General features: G+C 61.9%; 15 protein-coding genes. 9 read left to right on the plus strand and 6 right to left on the minus strand.

The genetic code is table 11. The features are described from left to right. Nucleotides 1-46: 46 nt before the first annotated feature. Both KYT97_RS14225 and KYT97_RS14230 read right to left on the minus strand, forming a co-directional pair. Entirely contained in the window at nt 47-1,186 is a 1,140-nt protein-coding gene (locus KYT97_RS14225; RefSeq protein WP_033236985.1) for a thiolase family protein, read from the minus strand. Continuing rightward, nucleotides 1,179-2,642: a class I adenylate-forming enzyme family protein gene (locus tag KYT97_RS14230; protein ID WP_219112647.1), complete on the minus strand. Its 1,464-nt coding sequence runs from the start codon at nt 2,640-2,642 to the stop codon at nt 1,179-1,181. Before KYT97_RS14230 ends, KYT97_RS14225 begins: the two co-directional genes overlap by 8 nt. A 52-nt stretch (nt 2,643-2,694) precedes the next feature. Here KYT97_RS14230 and KYT97_RS14235 point away from each other — a divergent pair, with 52 nt between their 5' ends. Together KYT97_RS14235 and KYT97_RS14240 are read left to right on the plus strand one after the other, a co-directional pair. After that, on the plus strand, nt 2,695-3,456 hold the full coding sequence (locus tag KYT97_RS14235) for an SDR family NAD(P)-dependent oxidoreductase (protein WP_033236987.1): 762 nt from the start codon (nt 2,695-2,697) through the stop codon (nt 3,454-3,456). 194 nt (nt 3,457-3,650) lie between these two features. Continuing rightward, nucleotides 3,651-4,544, plus strand: coding sequence for a TIGR03619 family F420-dependent LLM class oxidoreductase (locus KYT97_RS14240; RefSeq protein WP_045064789.1), 894 nt, complete (start codon nt 3,651-3,653; stop codon nt 4,542-4,544). 61 nt (nt 4,545-4,605) lie between these two features. On the opposite strand, the gene KYT97_RS14245 is transcribed toward KYT97_RS14240, so the two are convergent. The 4 genes from KYT97_RS14245 to KYT97_RS14260 are packed head-to-tail and all read right to left on the minus strand — an operon-like array spanning nt 4,606 to nt 8,742. Then, entirely contained in the window at nt 4,606-5,373 is a 768-nt protein-coding gene (locus KYT97_RS14245) for an enoyl-CoA hydratase/isomerase family protein (RefSeq protein ID WP_033236989.1), read from the minus strand. Between the two features lies 1 nt (nt 5,374). Next, nucleotides 5,375-6,463 (minus strand): acyl-CoA dehydrogenase family protein, encoded by a 1,089-nt coding sequence (locus KYT97_RS14250; protein ID WP_219112649.1) that lies wholly within the window; start codon nt 6,461-6,463, stop codon nt 5,375-5,377. Further along, the gene (locus KYT97_RS14255) at nt 6,450-7,355 is read right to left on the minus strand and encodes an acyl-CoA dehydrogenase family protein (protein WP_033236991.1); all 906 of its coding nucleotides are present in this window, start codon (nt 7,353-7,355) and stop codon (nt 6,450-6,452) included. Before KYT97_RS14255 ends, KYT97_RS14250 begins: the two co-directional genes overlap by 14 nt. Next, nucleotides 7,336-8,742 carry a class I adenylate-forming enzyme family protein gene (locus KYT97_RS14260; RefSeq protein ID WP_219112651.1) on the minus strand — a complete coding sequence of 469 codons (1,407 nt, stop codon included), beginning with the start codon at nt 8,740-8,742 and terminating at the stop codon, nt 7,336-7,338. Before KYT97_RS14260 ends, KYT97_RS14255 begins: the two co-directional genes overlap by 20 nt. 139 nt (nt 8,743-8,881) lie before the next feature. On the opposite strand from KYT97_RS14260, the gene KYT97_RS14265 reads away from it, so the two are divergent. The 7 genes from KYT97_RS14265 (at nt 8,882) to KYT97_RS14295 (ending at nt 17,500) form a co-directional block, all read left to right on the plus strand. After that, nucleotides 8,882-9,928, plus strand: a complete 1,047-nt coding sequence (locus tag KYT97_RS14265) for a ferredoxin--NADP reductase (protein WP_033236993.1) — start codon at nt 8,882-8,884, stop codon at nt 9,926-9,928. Between the two features lie 367 nt (nt 9,929-10,295). After that, the gene (locus KYT97_RS14270) at nt 10,296-11,249 is read left to right on the plus strand and encodes an ABC transporter permease (RefSeq protein WP_033236994.1); all 954 of its coding nucleotides are present in this window, start codon (nt 10,296-10,298) and stop codon (nt 11,247-11,249) included. Beyond that, complete coding sequence (locus tag KYT97_RS14275; protein WP_141485104.1) at nt 11,246-12,148, plus strand: ABC transporter permease; 903 nt, start codon at nt 11,246-11,248, stop codon at nt 12,146-12,148. Before KYT97_RS14270 ends, KYT97_RS14275 begins: the two co-directional genes overlap by 4 nt. A 90-nt stretch (nt 12,149-12,238) precedes the next feature. Beyond that, on the plus strand, nt 12,239-13,807 hold the full coding sequence (locus KYT97_RS14280) for an ABC transporter substrate-binding protein (RefSeq protein WP_033236996.1): 1,569 nt from the start codon (nt 12,239-12,241) through the stop codon (nt 13,805-13,807). Nucleotides 13,808-13,859: 52 nt separating this feature from the next. After that, nucleotides 13,860-14,858 (plus strand): ABC transporter ATP-binding protein, encoded by a 999-nt coding sequence (locus KYT97_RS14285; RefSeq protein ID WP_033236997.1) that lies wholly within the window; start codon nt 13,860-13,862, stop codon nt 14,856-14,858. An 8-nt stretch (nt 14,859-14,866) separates the two neighbouring features. Then, a complete protein-coding gene (locus tag KYT97_RS14290; RefSeq protein WP_116103671.1) occupies nt 14,867-15,886 on the plus strand; it encodes an ABC transporter ATP-binding protein in 1,020 nt (339 codons plus the stop codon). Between the two features lie 39 nt (nt 15,887-15,925). Beyond that, a complete protein-coding gene (locus KYT97_RS14295; protein WP_033236999.1) occupies nt 15,926-17,500 on the plus strand; it encodes an ABC transporter substrate-binding protein in 1,575 nt (524 codons plus the stop codon). The last annotated feature ends 230 nt before the right edge of the window (nt 17,501-17,730 follow it).

Consider the following 17,730-nt stretch of genomic DNA (forward strand, 5'->3'; position numbering starts at 1 on the left):
TACCTCTCGGCCCCAGTCGAAATCCCAGTCGATATCCCAGTCGACGTCACGGAGCCGGAACCTCGATGACAACCGCCGAACCCATACCGCCGCCGGCGCACATAGCTGCCACACCGATCCCGCCGCCGCGGCGTCGCAGCTCGTGCACCAGGGTCACCAGCATGCGCGCACCGGTGGCTGCCACGGGATGCCCGAGAGAACATCCACTGCCGCTGACATTTACGCGGTCAGCGTCGATTCCGAGCATCTTGATCGTCGCCACGCACATGGCCGCGAACGCCTCGTTGATCTCGAACAGATCCACGTCGGCCAGCGACATTCCCGCGCGTGCCAACGCCTTCGGAATTGCCTCGACAGGAGCCAGACCCGTGAATGCGGGATCGACCGCGACGGATGCCCACGACTTGACGGTTCCCAGTCCCGGCATTCCCAGATCGCTGCTGGCGATGGTGAGAACCGCAGCAGCATCGTTGGCGCCGCTGGCATTTCCGGCGGTGATGCTGAAGCCTTCGATCTCGGGGTGCAGCACCTTGAGCGAGCCGAGCTTCTCCAGGCTCGTCTCACGGCGCGGATGCTCGTCGACGGAGAAGAGTCCGTGCGGTGTGCTGATCGGCACGATCTCTTCTTTGAACCGCCCCTCGTCAATGGCGCTCACTGCCTTCTGGTGCGAGAGCAGAGCCCACGCGTCCATGTCCTCGCGCGAGACTCCGGCCTTCACCGCGGCATTCCAGCCCACCGTGATCGACATGTCCTTGTTCGGCGCATCGGGGCGATCCGGGTGCGTCGGGGACATCCACGGCACAAATTCGCCGTCGACGCGGAACAACGACCTCGGGCTGGTCGACGAGGAGTTGACGCCACCGGCGATGATCAGCTTGTCCATCCCGGAACGGATAGACCCTGCAGCGGCCTGCACGGCGCCCAGGCTGGCCGCACAGTGCCGGTTCAGTGCCAGGCCTGGCACCGTAGTCAGGCCCGCGGTAATTGCCGCGTGGCGGGCGATCACGCCGCCGCCGTACAGTCCCTCGGCGAGCATGACGTCGTCGATCTGACTCGCGTCGAGAGTTTCTGCTGCCGCCGCGACGACATGGTGCGCGAGGTCGTGAGCGGTGGTGTCTCGCAACGTTCCCTTACCCGCGGTACCGATGGGGGTTCGCAGAGCGGAGACGATAATTGCTTCAGGCATGGGTGTTCTCCAATTCGGCCAGCAGAACGCGGCGCAGTAGTTTTCCGGTTTCGGTCTTCGGGAGTTCGTGTCGGAACACGACGATGTCGGGAGTCTTGGACGAACGCAGTCGTTCCTTGACCCACGCCTTGATCTCTGCCTGATCGACCTCACCGACGAGAACAGCAACTATCCGCTGTCCCCATTCAGGATCCGGAACGCCGATCACAGCAGCCTCGATGATGGCGGGATGCGCAAGAAGCACGTCCTCGATTTCTGCGGGGGCGATGTTCTCACCCCCTCGGATGATGGTGTCGTCCGCGCGCCCCTCGATGAACAGGAAACCGTCGGAGTCGAGTCGGCCGAGATCACGCGTGGCGAACCAGCCGTTCTCGTCGAGGACGCTCCGATTTCCGTACTCACCGGAAATCTGCTCGCCTCGAACGAACACCAGGCCGGTAACCCCGGCACCGACCGGATCACCGTCCTCGCTGCGCACCTCGATTTCGATGCCCGGCAGCGTTTTTCCGACCGATCCGAGACGATCACGCACTGCCGGATCGGTAGAGGCAAACGCAATCCGGTGATCGTCGGGGCCGAGAACTGCCACCGACGACGCTGTCTCCGTGAGTCCGTAGGCATTGACGAATCCGGTATCCGGGAAGCTTCGCAGCGCGTGCTCGAGTACCGGCCGGGGTGTTCTCGATCCGCCGTACGCCAAACTTGCCAGCGAGGGAGTATTTGCATCGTTCTCCCCCAATTCGGCGACAACACGCGCCAGCATCGTGGGAACGAGCATTGCGTGAGTGACGCTTTGGCTCCGGACGGTGTCGAGCCACACGTTGGCGTCGAACGCGGCCAGATAGACGATCCGACGCCCGGTGTAGAGATTGGAGAGCAGGTTCGTCAGACCTGCGATGTGGTACGGCGGAACAGAGACCAACGACGCGTCGCTCTCGTCGGCCGACGAGAACTCCATGGTGTTGAGCACGTAAGCAAGTAGATGCCGATGCCGGAGTATCGCGGGCTTGGGATCAGCGGTGGTTCCGCTGGTGTAGATGATTGCGGCGACGCTGTCACCGTCCCACTGTGGAGCCGGAGCATCGGATGGAGCCGGAGCTTCGGATTCGGCCGAATCCTGCTGTATCGCTTCGATGTCGATCAGTTCGTCGAGATCGTCGAGACGCAGCACCAGTGCACCGGGGTGGCGGTCGATCAGGGCAGTCAACTGCTGATCGCCCAATCGGTAGTTGAGTGGCACGAACGGAACCCCGGCCATCGCGGCGCCGAACAGCGCGACGGGGTACGCGAGGTGGTTGGTGCCGAGGTAGAGCACGGCAGGGTATTGCCGGAATCGGACGGCGGCGCGGCGGGCAAGGGCAAGGAGTTGCGCGGCGGTCAATGACCGATTTTCGACGGTCACTACGGCCCGATCGCAACTCGATGCGGCCATTTCTGCAATCATGGTGATGTTCATGAGAACATTATTCTCTCAACAGAGATCAATACTTGCAAGAAGGGAAATCAAAATGCAGATCAACGGTTGTTCCGCCATCGTCGTCGGTGGCACCGGAGGGCTCGGCGAGGCTACGGTTCGCCGTCTCCACTCGGAGGGAGCCAAGGTCGTCGTGGCCGACGTTGCCGACGACAAGGGCAAGGAACTCGAACGCGAACTCGGCGTTCGATACGTCCGCACCGATGCCGGCGACGAAGACAGCGTTCTTGCCGCAATCGCCGAAGCCGAATCACTGGGTCCGCTGCGCATCTCGGTCGACTGCCACGGCGGCCCCGCCGGTGGCGGCCGCCTGGTCGGCAAGGACGGCAGCGCCATGAGCCTCGAGGCGTTCACGACCACGATCAATTCGTACTTGATCTCGGTGTTCAACGTGATGCGCCTGTCGGCAGCAGCGATGGGTCGTCAGGAGGCTCTCGAGAGTGGGCGCGGCGTCATCATCAACACGGCGTCCATCGCCGCGTACGAAGGCCAGATCGGCCAGCTGCCATACTCCGCAGCCAAGGGCGGCGTTGTCGGCATGACTCTTGTTGCCGCACGCGACCTCTCGCCGCTCGGCATCCGCGTCGTGACGATCGCTCCCGGCACTTTCCTGACGCCCGCCTACGGAAAGGCCGGCGATCAGCTCGAGGCGTACTGGGGACCGCAGGTTCCGCATCCCCAGCGCATGGGCCGCTCGCCGGAGTACGCCACGCTGGTCTCCTCGATCGTGGAGAACGATTACCTCAACGGCGAGGTCATCCGCCTCGACGGCGCACTGCGGTTCCCCCCGAAGTAAATTGCCGGACCGCGACGCCCGGGGGTGTCGACGCCAGTGCGACGCCCCCGACCGTTCGCGAAACACTATGAAAACCTTTGTTCTGCAATAACAATCAAAGATTCTGGTTATCCGACAACTTGAATGCCAGTCCCATACTGTGTCCGCATGACTTCCATACATTCGACAACCAGCGGCCAGCGTAGGGCAGAAGCATGAAATTCTGGACCGGCACAGCCTTCATGAACACCGCCGAGATGCCCTCCGTCGCAAAGATGCTCGACGAAAACGGCTACCACGGCGTCCTCGTATCGGACCACCTCATCTTCCCGCGTGAACTCAAAACACGTTATCCGGCAACGGAAAGCGGCGTGCCGTACTGGCAACCCGACACCGAGTGGCCCGATGCCTGGGTTCTCATCGGCGCAATGGCCGCGGTGACGGAGAACCTGCATTTCGGCAACAACGTCTACATCGCTCCCGCGCGCCCCATCCTCGAGGTCGCCAAACAGGTGGGCACCGCGGGTGCACTGTCCAACGGACGCGTGTCCATCGGACTCTCAGCCGGCTGGATGCGTGAGGAATTCGAACTACTCGGCCAGGACTTCGACAACCGTGGACCACGACTCAACGAAATGATCCAGGCACTGCGGGCCCTCTGGAAGGGCGGCTGGGTGTCGTGGAAAGGCGAGTACTACGACATCCCGGAAATGATGATCGAACCGCACCCGCCTGCCCATGTCCCGATCCTCTGCGGCGGCGAATCCGCTGCCGCGCTCAAACGCGCAGCGCGTTACTGCGACGGCTGGGTCGGGACTGCATACACGCTGGAAGAAGCCACTGTGTGGATCGACCGGATCAAGGGCTACCGCCGCGAATACGGACGCGAAAACGAGCCTTTCGAGATCATTCTCGGATTGTTCGACGAGCGGACACCTGACCTCTACAAGCGGGCAGAAGACATCGGCATCACCGGCGTGATGTGCTCACCGTGGGCCGACTGGGACCTCCAGCACAGCGGAGACCACTCGCACTTGAAGGGAAGCGCGGAGCAGTACCGAGCCCCCATCGAGAAGTTCGCCGAAGAGATCGTCTCCAAGTGCCTGTGATGTGAAAAGAAAAGGCTGGGCACAGATCCCCTGGTGCCCAGCCTCTTCCACTTTCTCCGATTCAACTCTTGACGGCGGTGAGCTTCGCGATGTTGTCCCGGAAATCCTCGCTCTGGAAAGTCAGCTCTTCTGCCGTCGTCGCGAAGTCGAGTGTGGCAAGAATCGCCCGCTCGAGGTGCATGTTCAGCAGTCGCTTGGTGCTCTCGACGGCCTGACGCGGCTGCGAGGCAATCTTTTTCGCGCATTCGATGGCGTCGGCAAGTGGATCGAGCGACACATGGTTGGCCAGGCCGAGCGTGCAGGCCTTCTCCGCTCCGATGCGCGTCCCGGTCAATGCGTATTCCTTTGCCAGCAGCAGACTGATCTGCAGCGGCCACGTCAGCGGTCCACCGTCGGCGGCAACCAGTCCGACCTGTACGTGCGGGTCGGCCAGGTAGGCGGATTCTGCGATGTAGACGATGTCGCTCAGTGCAACGAGGCTGCATCCCAGGCCGACGGCCGGGCCGTTGACAGCCGCGATCACGGGGACACGGCACCGAGCCATTCCGAGCACCAGATCACGACCGTGCGCGATTGTGCGAGCCCGCATTTCGGAGTCTTCGGCCAACTCTGCGAGGTAGGCAAAATCGCCACCCGCCGAGAAAGCCTTACCGTTGCCGGTGAGTACTGCGGCACGGGCGTCACGATCCGCGCTGAGCCGTGGCCACAACTCCGCCAAGCCGGTATGCAGACTGTCGTTGACGGCGTTGAGCGCGTCCGGTCGATTAAGAGTGATGATCCGCAGCGAGCCTTCTGCGCGGACGTCGATCTCTTCGGGCATGTCGTACATGTCAAACTCCCAATCCGAGAATGCGCGAGGCAATGATGTTCTTCTGAATTTGTGATGTCCCACCCATGACGCTCTGGGCGCGGCTGTACAGGTACGAACCGAGCATCTCGGTGTCGCGGCTACCCGCCTCCGTCAACGCTGCGTGCCCGACGGCCTGATCCACCCAGGTCATCAGGAGCTTGTCGAGCGAGCCCTCAGAACCGTGGGAGAGTCCGTCCAACTGCTCGGACAACCGGCGACGCACGTGTAGCCGCAACATCTCCGTTTCCACTGCAGCCCAAGCTAATTCCGTCGACCGCGGTCCGTCGCTCCTGGCTGCGAGCTGGCGGACCAGTTTGCCGTAGCGCGCCGCATAGCCCAGCGTGGAGGGTTCACGTTCGTGCCCGACAACCGTCATGGCCAACGCCCAGCCTTCACCGGGAGCACCGACCATCTGATCGACCGGCACACGAGCACCGTCGAAGAGCACCTGGCCGAACTCCTTGGTGACACCGTTCATCATCTTGAGCGGACGCTGCTCGATACCGGGCTGGTCCATCGAGACGATGAATGCGGTCAGTCCGCGGTGACGCTTTGCATCGGGTTCCGTCCGCGCCAAGAGCAGGCACCAGTCGGCGACATCGCTGTAGCTTGTCCAGATCTTGTGGCCGTGTATGACGTACTCGTCGCCCTCACGGACGGCGGTGGTCGTGAGCGAGGCAAGGTCCGAACCGGCACCTGGCTCACTGAATCCCTGGCACCAGCGTTCGGTGCCGTTGATCATTCCGGGAAGGAAACGACGCCGAAGATCCTCACTGCCGTGCCTGCCGAGTCCGTGTACCAGGTATCCGAGGCTGGGCCGAGGTGGAGCACCCGCTATGGCCAGTTCCTCGTCGACGATGACGTCGTAGACGGGCGGCAGTTCCTGTCCGCCATATTCTTTGGGCCACGATGCGCCGAAGAATCCGCCGCTGTAGAGCGCCTGATGCCACTCGCCCTGCCGTGCCCAGTACTCGTCTCCCGAGCTCGGGAATGTCTTTGCCCGCTCAGCTGCCCATGACCGCAGTCGGTCTCGGAAAGCGGCTTCTTCCGGCGAATCACGAAAGTCCAAGGTCGATCTCCTCCAGCCTTACGGGAAACAGTTCGGTGGACGTCAATGCCCGCCGCAGGTACACATGCACGAGGCACTCCCACGTGTTGCCGATTCCGCCGTGCACTTGCACTGCGGTTTCACACACGGTTCGAGTTGCCCGCGCGCAGTAGATCTTTGCGATCCGCGCCGCTGCGATCGCCTCGGTCGGCGGCAGCTCGTCCACGGCCCACGCCGCGTACCGGAGCACACTCACCGATCCTTCGATCAGCGCGAGGCCTTCGGCCAGCAGATGTGCAACAGCCTGGTACGACCCGATCGCCGTGCCGTACTGCTCACGGACCTTGGCGTACTCGGTCGCAACATGGTGAGCGCCCCGTGCCGTGCCGACCAGATCGGCACAGGTAGCGACGAGCGCAAGTGCCTCCCACCGCGTCACGTCGTCCGTCGATATCTCCCCGAGGGAATCCGTCGGATCGAGCAACTCGGCAAAACCTCTGGTCAGATCGGCGCCTGCAGCTACCGGTCCGACGCGGCCGGCAAATGCCTTGTTCTCACGCAAGACGAGAGCGTGGTCGAGACCGGTCGCGTCGACCGCCTCGTCACCGACAGCTATTGCCCACGTGAGCTGATCATCGGCGACATGACGACGTAGATCGTCGGCAAGCACCGGTCCGAGAAATGGAACGTCGACCAGTCCGCGGCCGAATTCCTCTGCGACGATAGCAACTTCGACGCCAGACGCTCCGTCCGAGCGGAGTGAACGCCAGCCGGTTGTGGCCACCGCCTTCTCCAGACGAGCGATGCGAGAGCCGTCCTCCAAATCGAGGACCGAACCCGGTCCCAAATCGTCGGCCAGTTTTGCGGCAGCGTCACGCAGCTGCCGCTGTTCATTAGTCAGACGTACGTCCATAGCGCTCCTTGAGTTCTCGGCGCAACACCTTGCCGGAGGGCAGGCGAGGAATTTCGGGCACGAACACCACTCGCCGCAGGCGTTTGTAGCCGGCCATCCGGCCGGCTACGAGTTCCATGAGTTCCACTTCCCCGATCGAGCCGCTTGTCGCGACAGCCGCGACGATCGCTTCGCCGTCTTTCGGGTCGGGGATTCCGAACACCGCGCAATCCGCGACGTCGGGGTGTCCGTGGAGGACTGCTTCGATCTCGGCCGGGGCTACCTGGAAGCCGCGAACCTTGATCATTTCCTTGAGGCGGTCGGTGATTCGCAGCCAACCGTCGTTGTCGAGATGTCCGACGTCACCGGTGCGGTACCAACCGCCGGCGAACGCACCGGCGGTTTCCTCGTCGGGAAGATACCCAGCCATGACCGAAGCCGACAGTGCCTGGATTTCTCCGGTCTCGCCGGTGCCGAGCACCTCGCCGGTTTCGGTGGACACGATTCGAAGGCTCACGCCCGGTGCCGCACGCCCCACGCTGTCGAGTTGTGCACCCTCGACGGGGTTGCACGCGATGACGGGCAGCTCGCTGGCACCGTACGCCGGCATCCACCCGACACCTGTTCGCCGCGTGACTTCCTCGGCAACGCTAGGTGTCACCGGCGTTGCGCCCCACATGATGTAGCGCAGCGACGAGAGATCGTACGATTCGAGTTTCGGATGCGAGGCGATTGCCAGAGCGATGGGCGCCACGGCCATTTCGACGGTAATCCGGTCTACCTCGATGTGGTGCAGCATCGTATCGAGATCGAATCGGCGGTGAAGCCGCAGCCATGCACCGGACTCGAGTGCCGTCACGATGTTGAGCAGCCCGAGTATGTGTGAAGGCGGAGTCACGATCTGCATGCGATCGCGTTCCGTCAGCTCCAGCACGTCTCGCCACTGCTCGACGGCAACGGCAAACGACGCATGAGTGTGCCGGACCGCCTTGGGTAAGCCGGTTGTTCCCGAACTGAAGACGAGAACGGCATCCGACGCGGGATCGGGCTCGCCGAACGTTTCGGTATCGGAGCTGCACGAGACCGACTCGTCAAGGCTCAGCATCGGCATCAGTTCCGCGAGCACAGGATTGTCTCCGATTGCATACACGGGGCTCGTTGTCGCCAGTGCGTGCGCAACCTCGACGCTCTTCCACGCCGGACTGATCAGCACGACAGCGGCGCCCGCGCGCCAGATCGCAAGTACCGCGACTACAAACTCCGGACGATTCGACGACATGAGAGCAACGCGTTGACCAGCAGTGACACCATCCCGAACCAGCCGCGATGCAAGCGCGTCGGCTAGCGTCTCCAGCTCGTCTCGGCTGTATTTTTGTTCGTCGAACACAAGGACGCTCTGCCCGCTCATCCTTGGCTCCTCACTGGGGGATGGGGGCTAGCGCATCCCCCGTCTCGCGTGTACAAATGCTTCATTGAGAAGATCCTATCTCGTTTGAGAGAATAGTATTCTCAAACTTATAGAATCTCAATATCAGCAGGAGGTAGCCATGGCGAGACCACCGTTGTTCCAACGAGCGACCGTCACCCGGATCGTCAAAGAGAGCTCCGACGCGCGTACATTTGTTCTCGCTCCGGCAGACGGTCCGTTCACCTACAGCGCCGGGCAGTTCTGCACATTCCGCGTCGAGGTCGACGGCACCGAACTGTTCCGCTCCTACTCGATGTCGAGCTCACCGGACACCGACAACGAATTGATGACCACCGTCAAACGTGTTGCCGGAGGCAAGGTCTCGAACTGGCTACACGACAATGTCTCCGAAGGTGACGAGGTGGTCGTCACCAGGCCGGCCGGCACGTTTCGCCTTCGCGAATCCGAGGCGCCGTTGCTCGGGTTCAGCGGCGGCAGCGGCATCACCCCGATCCTGTCGCTCGCCAAGACCACTCTCGCCACCACCGATCGCGAGGTTCACCTTCTGTGCGCCGATCGTGATCACGACTCGATGATCTTCGAGCGCGTTCTCTCGGAACTCGTCGACCGCTACCCCGGTCGGCTCACCGTCACACGCCACCTCGACGACAAGAACGGATTCCTCGACAAGGCCGCAGTACTCGACTTTGTCGGCAAGCACGTGGGAGCCGACAGTTACCTGTGCGGCCCCGAACCCTTCATGGACCTGATCGAATCGGCCCTACCGGGACCGGGTCGCGTCTTCAGCGAACGATTCGGCAGTGCAGCCGAACCGATTGTGGCCGAACCGATCGTGGCCGAACCGGTGAGCACCGGTGAATCTGCCGCTACCGAACCAACTTCCACCGAAGTCACCGGAACAGTGACCATCGTTCTCGGGCGAAAGAAGACCTCGGTACCACGACACCCCAACGAGACTCTGCTGGAAAGTGCTCGGCGCGCTGGACTTACGCCGCCGTTCTCCTGCGAAGCCGGAAACTGCGCAACCTGCATGGCACACGTCACCTCGGGAAGCGCCGTGATGAGAATCAATGACGCACTGACCGACGAGGAGGTGTCGGACGGCTACGTTCTGACCTGCCAGGCAATACCCGACTCCGAGTCGATCACAGTGAAATACGAGTGAGAAAGGAGATTCCAGGCCAAAAGTCGTTGTAAAACAACAGAATTGACGCATTCGCTCGGGGCCCATCAGCTCGCCGACATGAGCAACATCGCCGTGCCCAATTTCGGCAGACACGCTGAGGGCGCTACTTTGACAACCCTCAATCCTGTTGAATTAAACGATCATTCACTGGAACTCGGCGAACGTCGAAATGCACCAACGGGAGTTCGATCCAGGTTTCTCTTGCTATTCGCAGCGATCATTGAATATATTACAACAAATCCAGGTGCGCCAAGAGTGCGCATAATCACACGCAAGCTTCGTAACAGTCCAAAATCTCTGCATACAAGGAACTTTGGCCGCGCTTGCATGATGAAAGTCGAGTTGGATGATTCTCACAATTACGAGGCGTGTAGGCCGCAGCTTGGTGGTCGTCTTGTTGGTAGCGGCAGCAGCTGTTCTGCTGTTGAGCCTGGCACCCGGGTCTGCCGCCGAGGTGATCCTGGGTGAAAACGCTACCCCCGAGGCCGTTGCGGCGATGGAAGCAAAGATGGGACTCGACGTTCCCGTCTGGACTCAGTACTTCAATTGGCTCGGTGACGCATTCCGCGGAGACTTCGGAACCTCACCGCTCACCGGTCAGTCAGTCAGCGAGGCCATCGTCGAGCGCCTCCCTGTCACCCTGCAATTGGCCGCTATGGGCCTGATCATTGCTCTGGTTGTTGCCGTTCTGATGGCCGTCGCCTCCGCGTCGCGCCCAGGAAGCAAGCTCGACCGCGGCATCAATGTCGTTTCGGCTGTGTGCCTCTCGGTTCCCGCGTTCATCGCCGGCCCGGTCCTGATCTACTACTTCGCGATCAAATTCCAGCTCTTCCCGGTGACAGGCTGGTCGCGTATGAGCGAAGGCCTCGGTGCAAACCTCCAGAGCGCACTGCTGCCCGCGATCGCAATCGCGTTGACCGAGATCGCCGCATTCCACCGTCTACTGCGCACCGACCTGATCGGAACCCTGCGCGAGGACTACGTGGCAGCGGCTCGGGCGAAGGGAATGCCCGGGTGGTACGTGATGTTCCGGCACGCGCTCCGACCGTCGTCGTTCTCCCTGATCACCGTTGCCGGCATCAGTCTCGGTCGACTCATCGGTGGCACCGTCATCGTCGAAACACTCTTCGGTCTACCCGGTTTGGGACAGCTCATCTCCTCGTCCATCACGTCGCGCGACGTGATCATGGTCCAGGGAATCGTGGTCTTCATCGCGATTGTGTACGTGGGTATCAACACCCTGGTCGACCTCAGCTACGGATTGATCGACCCACGGGTCAGGAAGGTTGTCGGAGCATGACGCGATCAGTTGTCGAAGACCGGACCGGCTCGCAGGACGAGCAACCGTCGGACCCGCCGGCACCTCTGGTGCCACCGGCGAAGAAGTCACGATCCATTCTGGTGTACCTCTCCTTCGGTTGGCTCGTCACTGTGCTTCTCGCAGCGGCGCTGGCAAATGTCCTGCCCATTGCCTCCTACTCCGTTCCGGTTGGCGCACCGCGCCTTTCACCGTCGTTCGAATCCCTCGATCTGCTACTGGGGACGGACACCCTCGGGCGGTCGATGCTCTCCCGCATCATCTACGGCGCCCGTGTCTCGCTCCTTGTCGGCACTGTAGCCGGATTGATCGGATTTGTGGTGGGCTCCTTCATCGGCCTGATCGGCGGCTACTTCGGTAGGCGTCTCGATTCCGGCGTGACCCTCCTTGCCGACGCGATGCTCGCATTCCCGCCGTTGATCCTGCTGCTGGCGCTGGCGTCCGTCCTGACCCCCTCCATTCCGACCATGCTGCTCGGACTGACCTTGGTCGTGATCCCCGGATTCATCCGTCTGGCCAGAGCCAACACAATGTCGTGGAGCTCGAGGGAATTCGTCCGGGCCGCACGGAACATGGGCGCCGGCCACTGGCGAATCCTGTTCAAGGAAATCCTGCCGAACGTCCTCGCTCCCCTGGCTGCGTTCCTTCCGATCATCATGGCCGCCCTGATCGTCGCCGAAGGCTCACTGAGCTTCCTCGGCCTGGGAATCCCACCGCCACAGCCCAGTTGGGGCGGAATGATCGGCGACGGCAAGAACTACATTGCCGACTACCCATACTTGGTCTTCGTTCCTTCGTTGGCGATCTTCTTCACGGTGTTCGCCCTCAATCAGGCAGGTGACTTCCTCCGCAACAAGTTCGACCGCACTCTGCACGACTGAACCTCGAGGACTGCACGACTGAACGACCAAGACCGTTTTCCCGCTCGACACGACGTACTCATTTCCACGTTCCACCTGAGAGGGCTTTCCATGATCCGAAAAAGACGCTTACTGACAGCGGTCGCGATGGTGTGTACCGCAGCATTCGTGCTGACCGCCTGCGGCTCCGATTCCGGCAGCAGCAACGAGGGCACCACGGCTGCAGGCGATCCCGTATCCGGCGGTGCCGGCCGCGCGATCATGGCGGGCGAGCCGCGGTCCCTCGACCCGGCCACGCTGTCCAACACCTGGGCACACCAGGGCATCCTCGGCAACTCGCTGTACGGCACGTTGATGATCAACGACACCAAGACCCTTGACGTCACATACACCATGGCCGAGGACTTCTCGACCGCCGACGGTGGTGCCACGTTCAACCTGAAACTTCGCCCGAACCTGAAGTTCTCGGACGGAACACCTCTCGACGCCGAAGCGGTCAAGTTCAACTGGGAGCGCCTCAAGGACCCGGCTCTCGGTTCGACGTCTGCTCGCTACGTCGCACAGATCGCCAATTTGAGCGTCGTCGATCCGGCCAACCTCGCGGTCACGATGGTTACGCCTACCCCGCACTACTCGCAGACCCTCATCGCCAGCTCGATGAACTGGATCGCCTCACCGGCCGCACTGCAGAAGGGTCAGGCCGGATTCGACGAGAACCCCATCGGTGCCGGACCGTTCACGCTCACCAAGTGGGCGCGACAGGACTCCATCGAATTGGCAAAGAACCCCACGTATTACGACGCACCGCGCCCGTACCTGGATACCCTCACCATCCGTGTGGCCGCTGACACCAATCAGCGTTACAACACACTCTCGACCGGTGGCGCTGATCTGATCAACGAATCGAACTGGCAGACGTTGGATACCGCCGAGACCGCGGGCTTCCCGACCGAAATCGTTCCGATGGGCGGCGGCCAGTACTTGTCCATGAACTTCCGACGCGCCCCCTTCAACGACGAGCGTGCCCGTCGTGCAGTGTCACTCGCAGTTGACCTCGACGCCATGAACACCGTCGTCTACAGCGGCAAGGGCGAGGTCCCGGAGACCCTGTTCCAGGAATCCTCCCCGTTCTACGCGGACATCAAGTTGGGCGAGTACAACAAGGCCGAAGCGCAGAAGCTCTTCGACGAGCTCGCCGCTGAAGGCAAGCCTGTCTCGTTCACCTTCACGTCGTACCCGACGGCCGAGAGCAAGACCGCCGGTGAGGCACTGCAGGCACAGTTGAGCGCCTACAAGAACGTCGAGGCCAAGGTCGACGTGGTCGACTACGCCGCCGCTACCGCCAAGATGGGCACCAAGGACTTCGACATGGTGATCTCCTCCGCGATCATCCAGGATCCGGATTCCATGTGGTCGACCTTCCACAACAAGTCCCCTGGCAACATCATCGGTGTCGACGATCAGGAACTGAGCGACGCACTCGATGTCGGCCGTACCTCGCAGTCGCAGGACGAGCGCAAGGCCGCGTACACGACCGTGCAGGAGCGCCTCGCCGACCTCACCGTCGGACTCTGGTACATCCGCGCAGCACCGTCGACCGTGACGGGCAAGGACGTACAGGGCGTCACCATGTACGGCTCGGGCTCGCCGCTCACCGACGCTATGTGGATCGCGAAGTAGCCGAAAGCAATTCGACGCAGTAGCCGACTACAGATCAAAGGGCCGGATCACCATGAACTCTCAGCCACTCCTCGAAGTAAGGAACCTACGTGCCCACATCGGCACACCACGCGGAATCGTGCGTGCCGTGGACGGGGTCTCCTTGACCTTGGACCGAAGTCAAGCACTGGGAATCGTCGGTGAATCCGGCTCCGGCAAGTCCGTCATGGCACGGGCCATCATGGGCCTGATGCCACCGCGTTCGGGCCGATCAGGGGAAGTCACCTTCCAAGGACGCGATCTACTGTCGCTGACGAAGAAGGAAAAGCTCGAGATCTGGGGCAACCAGATCGCCATGGTCTTCCAAGATCCGGGCAGATCACTCAACCCTGTAGTCAAAGTGGAACGACAGATGACCGAAGGGATGCGCCGCCATCTCGGAGTCAGCCGTTCCGAAGCTCACAGTCGGGCCCTCGACCTCCTCAAGGAGGTCGGGGTGCCCGACCCCGAACGACGTCTGAGCAACTACCCCCACGAAATGTCCGGCGGCATGCGCCAACGCGTCATGATCGCGATCGCACTCGCGTGCGAGCCGGATCTGTTGATCGCCGACGAGCCCACCACGGCATTGGACGTGACGATTCAGCGCCAGATCCTGGACCTGCTGCGACGCATCCAACGCGAACGTGGCACCTCGATGCTGCTGATCAGCCACGACCTGGCTGTCGTCGCCGGCCGAACCGACCGCGTCTCCGTCATGTATGCGGGAAAGATCGCCGAAATCGGCTCCACCCGAGAAGTATTCGACGAGCCACGCCACCGCTACACCCACGCCCTCCTGGGAGCAACGCCCACCATCGACCACGAACGCCACTCACCGTTGCGTTTGATCGACGGATCGCTCCCCGACCCCACATCCCCACCCGAGGGTTGCCGCTTCGAGCCACGCTGCGGTCAGGCCGTCGCAGAGTGTTCCACTCCCGGCCTGCAGTTGGAATCAGTTGGCGCAGACCATGACGTGGCGTGCCTCAACCCGGTCGCCGTTCCGGCGTCGGCAATGTCCGGAAGGTAAAGAATCTCATGGCTGGTAGTGGTAGCGCCCATCTACGGGGCGACGACGCTCTCCTGAGTGTTCAAGATCTTGTCGTGGAATACCACACAAGTTCCGGAACCGTTCAGGCCGTATCCAAGATCAGTTTCGACGTACTGCCCGGCGAAACCCTGGGCATCGTCGGCGAATCCGGTTGCGGAAAGTCCACCACCGGACGCGCAGTTCTGCGTCTGGACCGAGTCACCGCGGGCCGAATCCGCTTCGGCGAGGACTGGATCGAAAACGCCGACGAATCGCAGATGCGTAAACTGCGCCGCGACATGCAGATGATCTTCCAAGATCCGGTAGCGTCGCTGAACCCGCGGCGTTCCGTCAAGGACATCGTCGTCGAGGGCATGGCAGTCGCCGGCGCCCCCACCGCAGAAAAAGTCACCACCTCGGCATCGGTTCTCGAACAGGTCGGCCTGTCCGGCACGCGGTTCGCAGAGATGTTGCCGCGCCAACTTTCCGGCGGCCAGGCACAGCGTGTAGCGATCGCGCGCGCACTCGCACTGAGCCCACGACTGTTGATCTGCGACGAACCCGTCTCCGCACTCGACGTCTCCGTCCAGGCACAGATCCTGAACCTCATCGAGGTACTCAAGAGCGAGTTCGACCTCACCGTTGTCTTCATCGCCCACGACCTCGGTGTGGTGCGAACGGTCAGCGACAACGTCATGGTCATGTACTTGGGCAAAGTCTGCGAGTTCGGCGACTCCGTCGAGGTCTATGACGACCCCGCACACCCTTACACCCGCGCACTACTCGATTCCGTACCGCTGACCGATCCGGAGAAGGGCTTTGCCGGGCCAGCGCTGGAAGGGGATGTGCCGTCGCCGCTTTCACCGCCGAGCGGATGCCGATTCCGCACCCGGTGCCCCCAAGTCGAAGAACGTTGCGTTACGGAGGAACCTGAGATGAGAGAGGTTCGTCCCGGCCAGTTCGCAGCGTGTCACTTCCCCCTGGCTCCGGCGAGCAAGAACCTTCTGGTGGACGCCGTCGCCGGGTGAACTCGACTTGCCAGCTGCATTACTTCTGAAAGGTCGACCATGATCCGAACGAGGCGCGCACTAGCCGCGACTCTGGCCGCGGTGTGTTCCGTGGCAGTTTTTGTCAGTGCGTGCGGCACCAGCCCCGCAGAAACCACCGGAACCAGCGCCGATGCCGGTGACCCGGTAGCGGGTGGGGTGGCGCGCGCCATTGTCATCGGCGAACCTCGCACTCTCGACCCGGCTGGACTGGGTAATTCGTGGACGCGGCAAAGCCTTCTCGGAAACGCGCTGTACGGGACGTTGATGATCGAGGATCCCTCGACGCTCGACATGAAGTTCACCATGGCGACAGACTTCTCCACAGTCGACGGTGGATCGACGTTCACACTGAAACTTCGCCCCGGGCTGACATTTTCCGACGAAACACCGTTGGATGCGGCTGCCGTGAAGTTCAACTGGGATCGTCTGCGTGATCCTGCGAATCCATCCGATTCGATCAGGCAGGCGTCGCAGGTGGCGTCCACCGAGGTGGTGGACGCCACGACTCTGAACGTCGTGATGGCAGCGCCCAGTCCGGTCTTCCCACAGGCGCTGGTGACCGGTGCCATGAACTGGATCGCCTCACCCACTGCATTGCAGAAGGGGCAAGCCGCCTTCGACGAAAACCCCGTCGGTGCCGGGCCTTTCACGCTGACGAGGTGGACACGCCAGGACGTCATGGAGCTGAAGAAGAACCCGCGGTACTGGGATGCGCCGAAGCCGTACCTCGACGGGCTGACCCTCCGAACGGTCGCTGACGCTACGCAACGCCTCAACACGATGATCGCGGGCGGCGCAGACTTTGCCATGGAAACGAACTGGGCGAGCCTGGCTCAGGCGCAGGACGCCGGTTTGTCCACCGACACAGTATCGTTCGGCGGCGGACTCTACATGGGCATGAACGTGCGGCGCGCACCGTTCGACGACGAACGCGCCCGTCGGGCAGTCTCCATGGCTGTGGATCTCGAAGCAGTCAACACCGTGATCAACGACGGTAAAGGCGTTGTCCCGCAGACACTCTTCCCGGAAACGTCACCGTTCTTCTCCGACATTCCACTGACGACCCCCAACAAGGAAACGGCGCAGAAACTCTTCGACGAGTTGGCAGCCGAGGGCAAACCCCTGTCCTTCACCTTCACCACCTATGCACTGCCGGAGAACAAGGCAACCGCCGAAACTGTGCAGGCGCAACTGAGCGCCTTCAAGAATGTGTCCATGGATATCGAAGTTGTGGATGCCGCGACCGGAAATTCCCGCAATGCCACTCACGATTTCGACATGATCATTGCATCGGCATTGTTCCAGGATCCCGATGCCGCGCTGTGGACCGCATTTCATTCCTCCTCGCAGGGAAACATCACCGGAATCAGCGACCAGCAACTCACCGGCGCCCTGGACGCCGGCCGTGTCGGGAAGACGATCGAGGAACGCCGCGCGGCGTACGAAACCGTGCAGAAGCGTCTGGTAGCACTTAATCCGGGTATTTGGTACGCAAAGTCTGCACCGTCGGTCATCACTGCAAAGAATGCACATGGCGTTGTGATGTACGGCTTCGGATCACCACTGCCCGAGGAGTTCTGGATGACCAACTGATCTTCCACAACTGAAGACACAACTATGGTCCCGCGAGTTGCGAACTCGCGGGACCATCTTCGTCGTCCGGCAAGGCCGAAGTCACAGGACACGCGGCGTCGATACATTCCAATGATTGTCTCGATACGAAATGTCTATTGGACGTACCGCCTGGCGCTGACTTGTAATAACAAGCACCCCTTGCCGATCAGGCAACTTCCCCGGCACGCGATTCCTCCGAAAGGCTGACG

Source organism: Rhodococcus globerulus, from assembly GCF_019334125.1.
Classification (GTDB): domain Bacteria; phylum Actinomycetota; class Actinomycetes; order Mycobacteriales; family Mycobacteriaceae; genus Rhodococcus_F; species Rhodococcus_F globerula.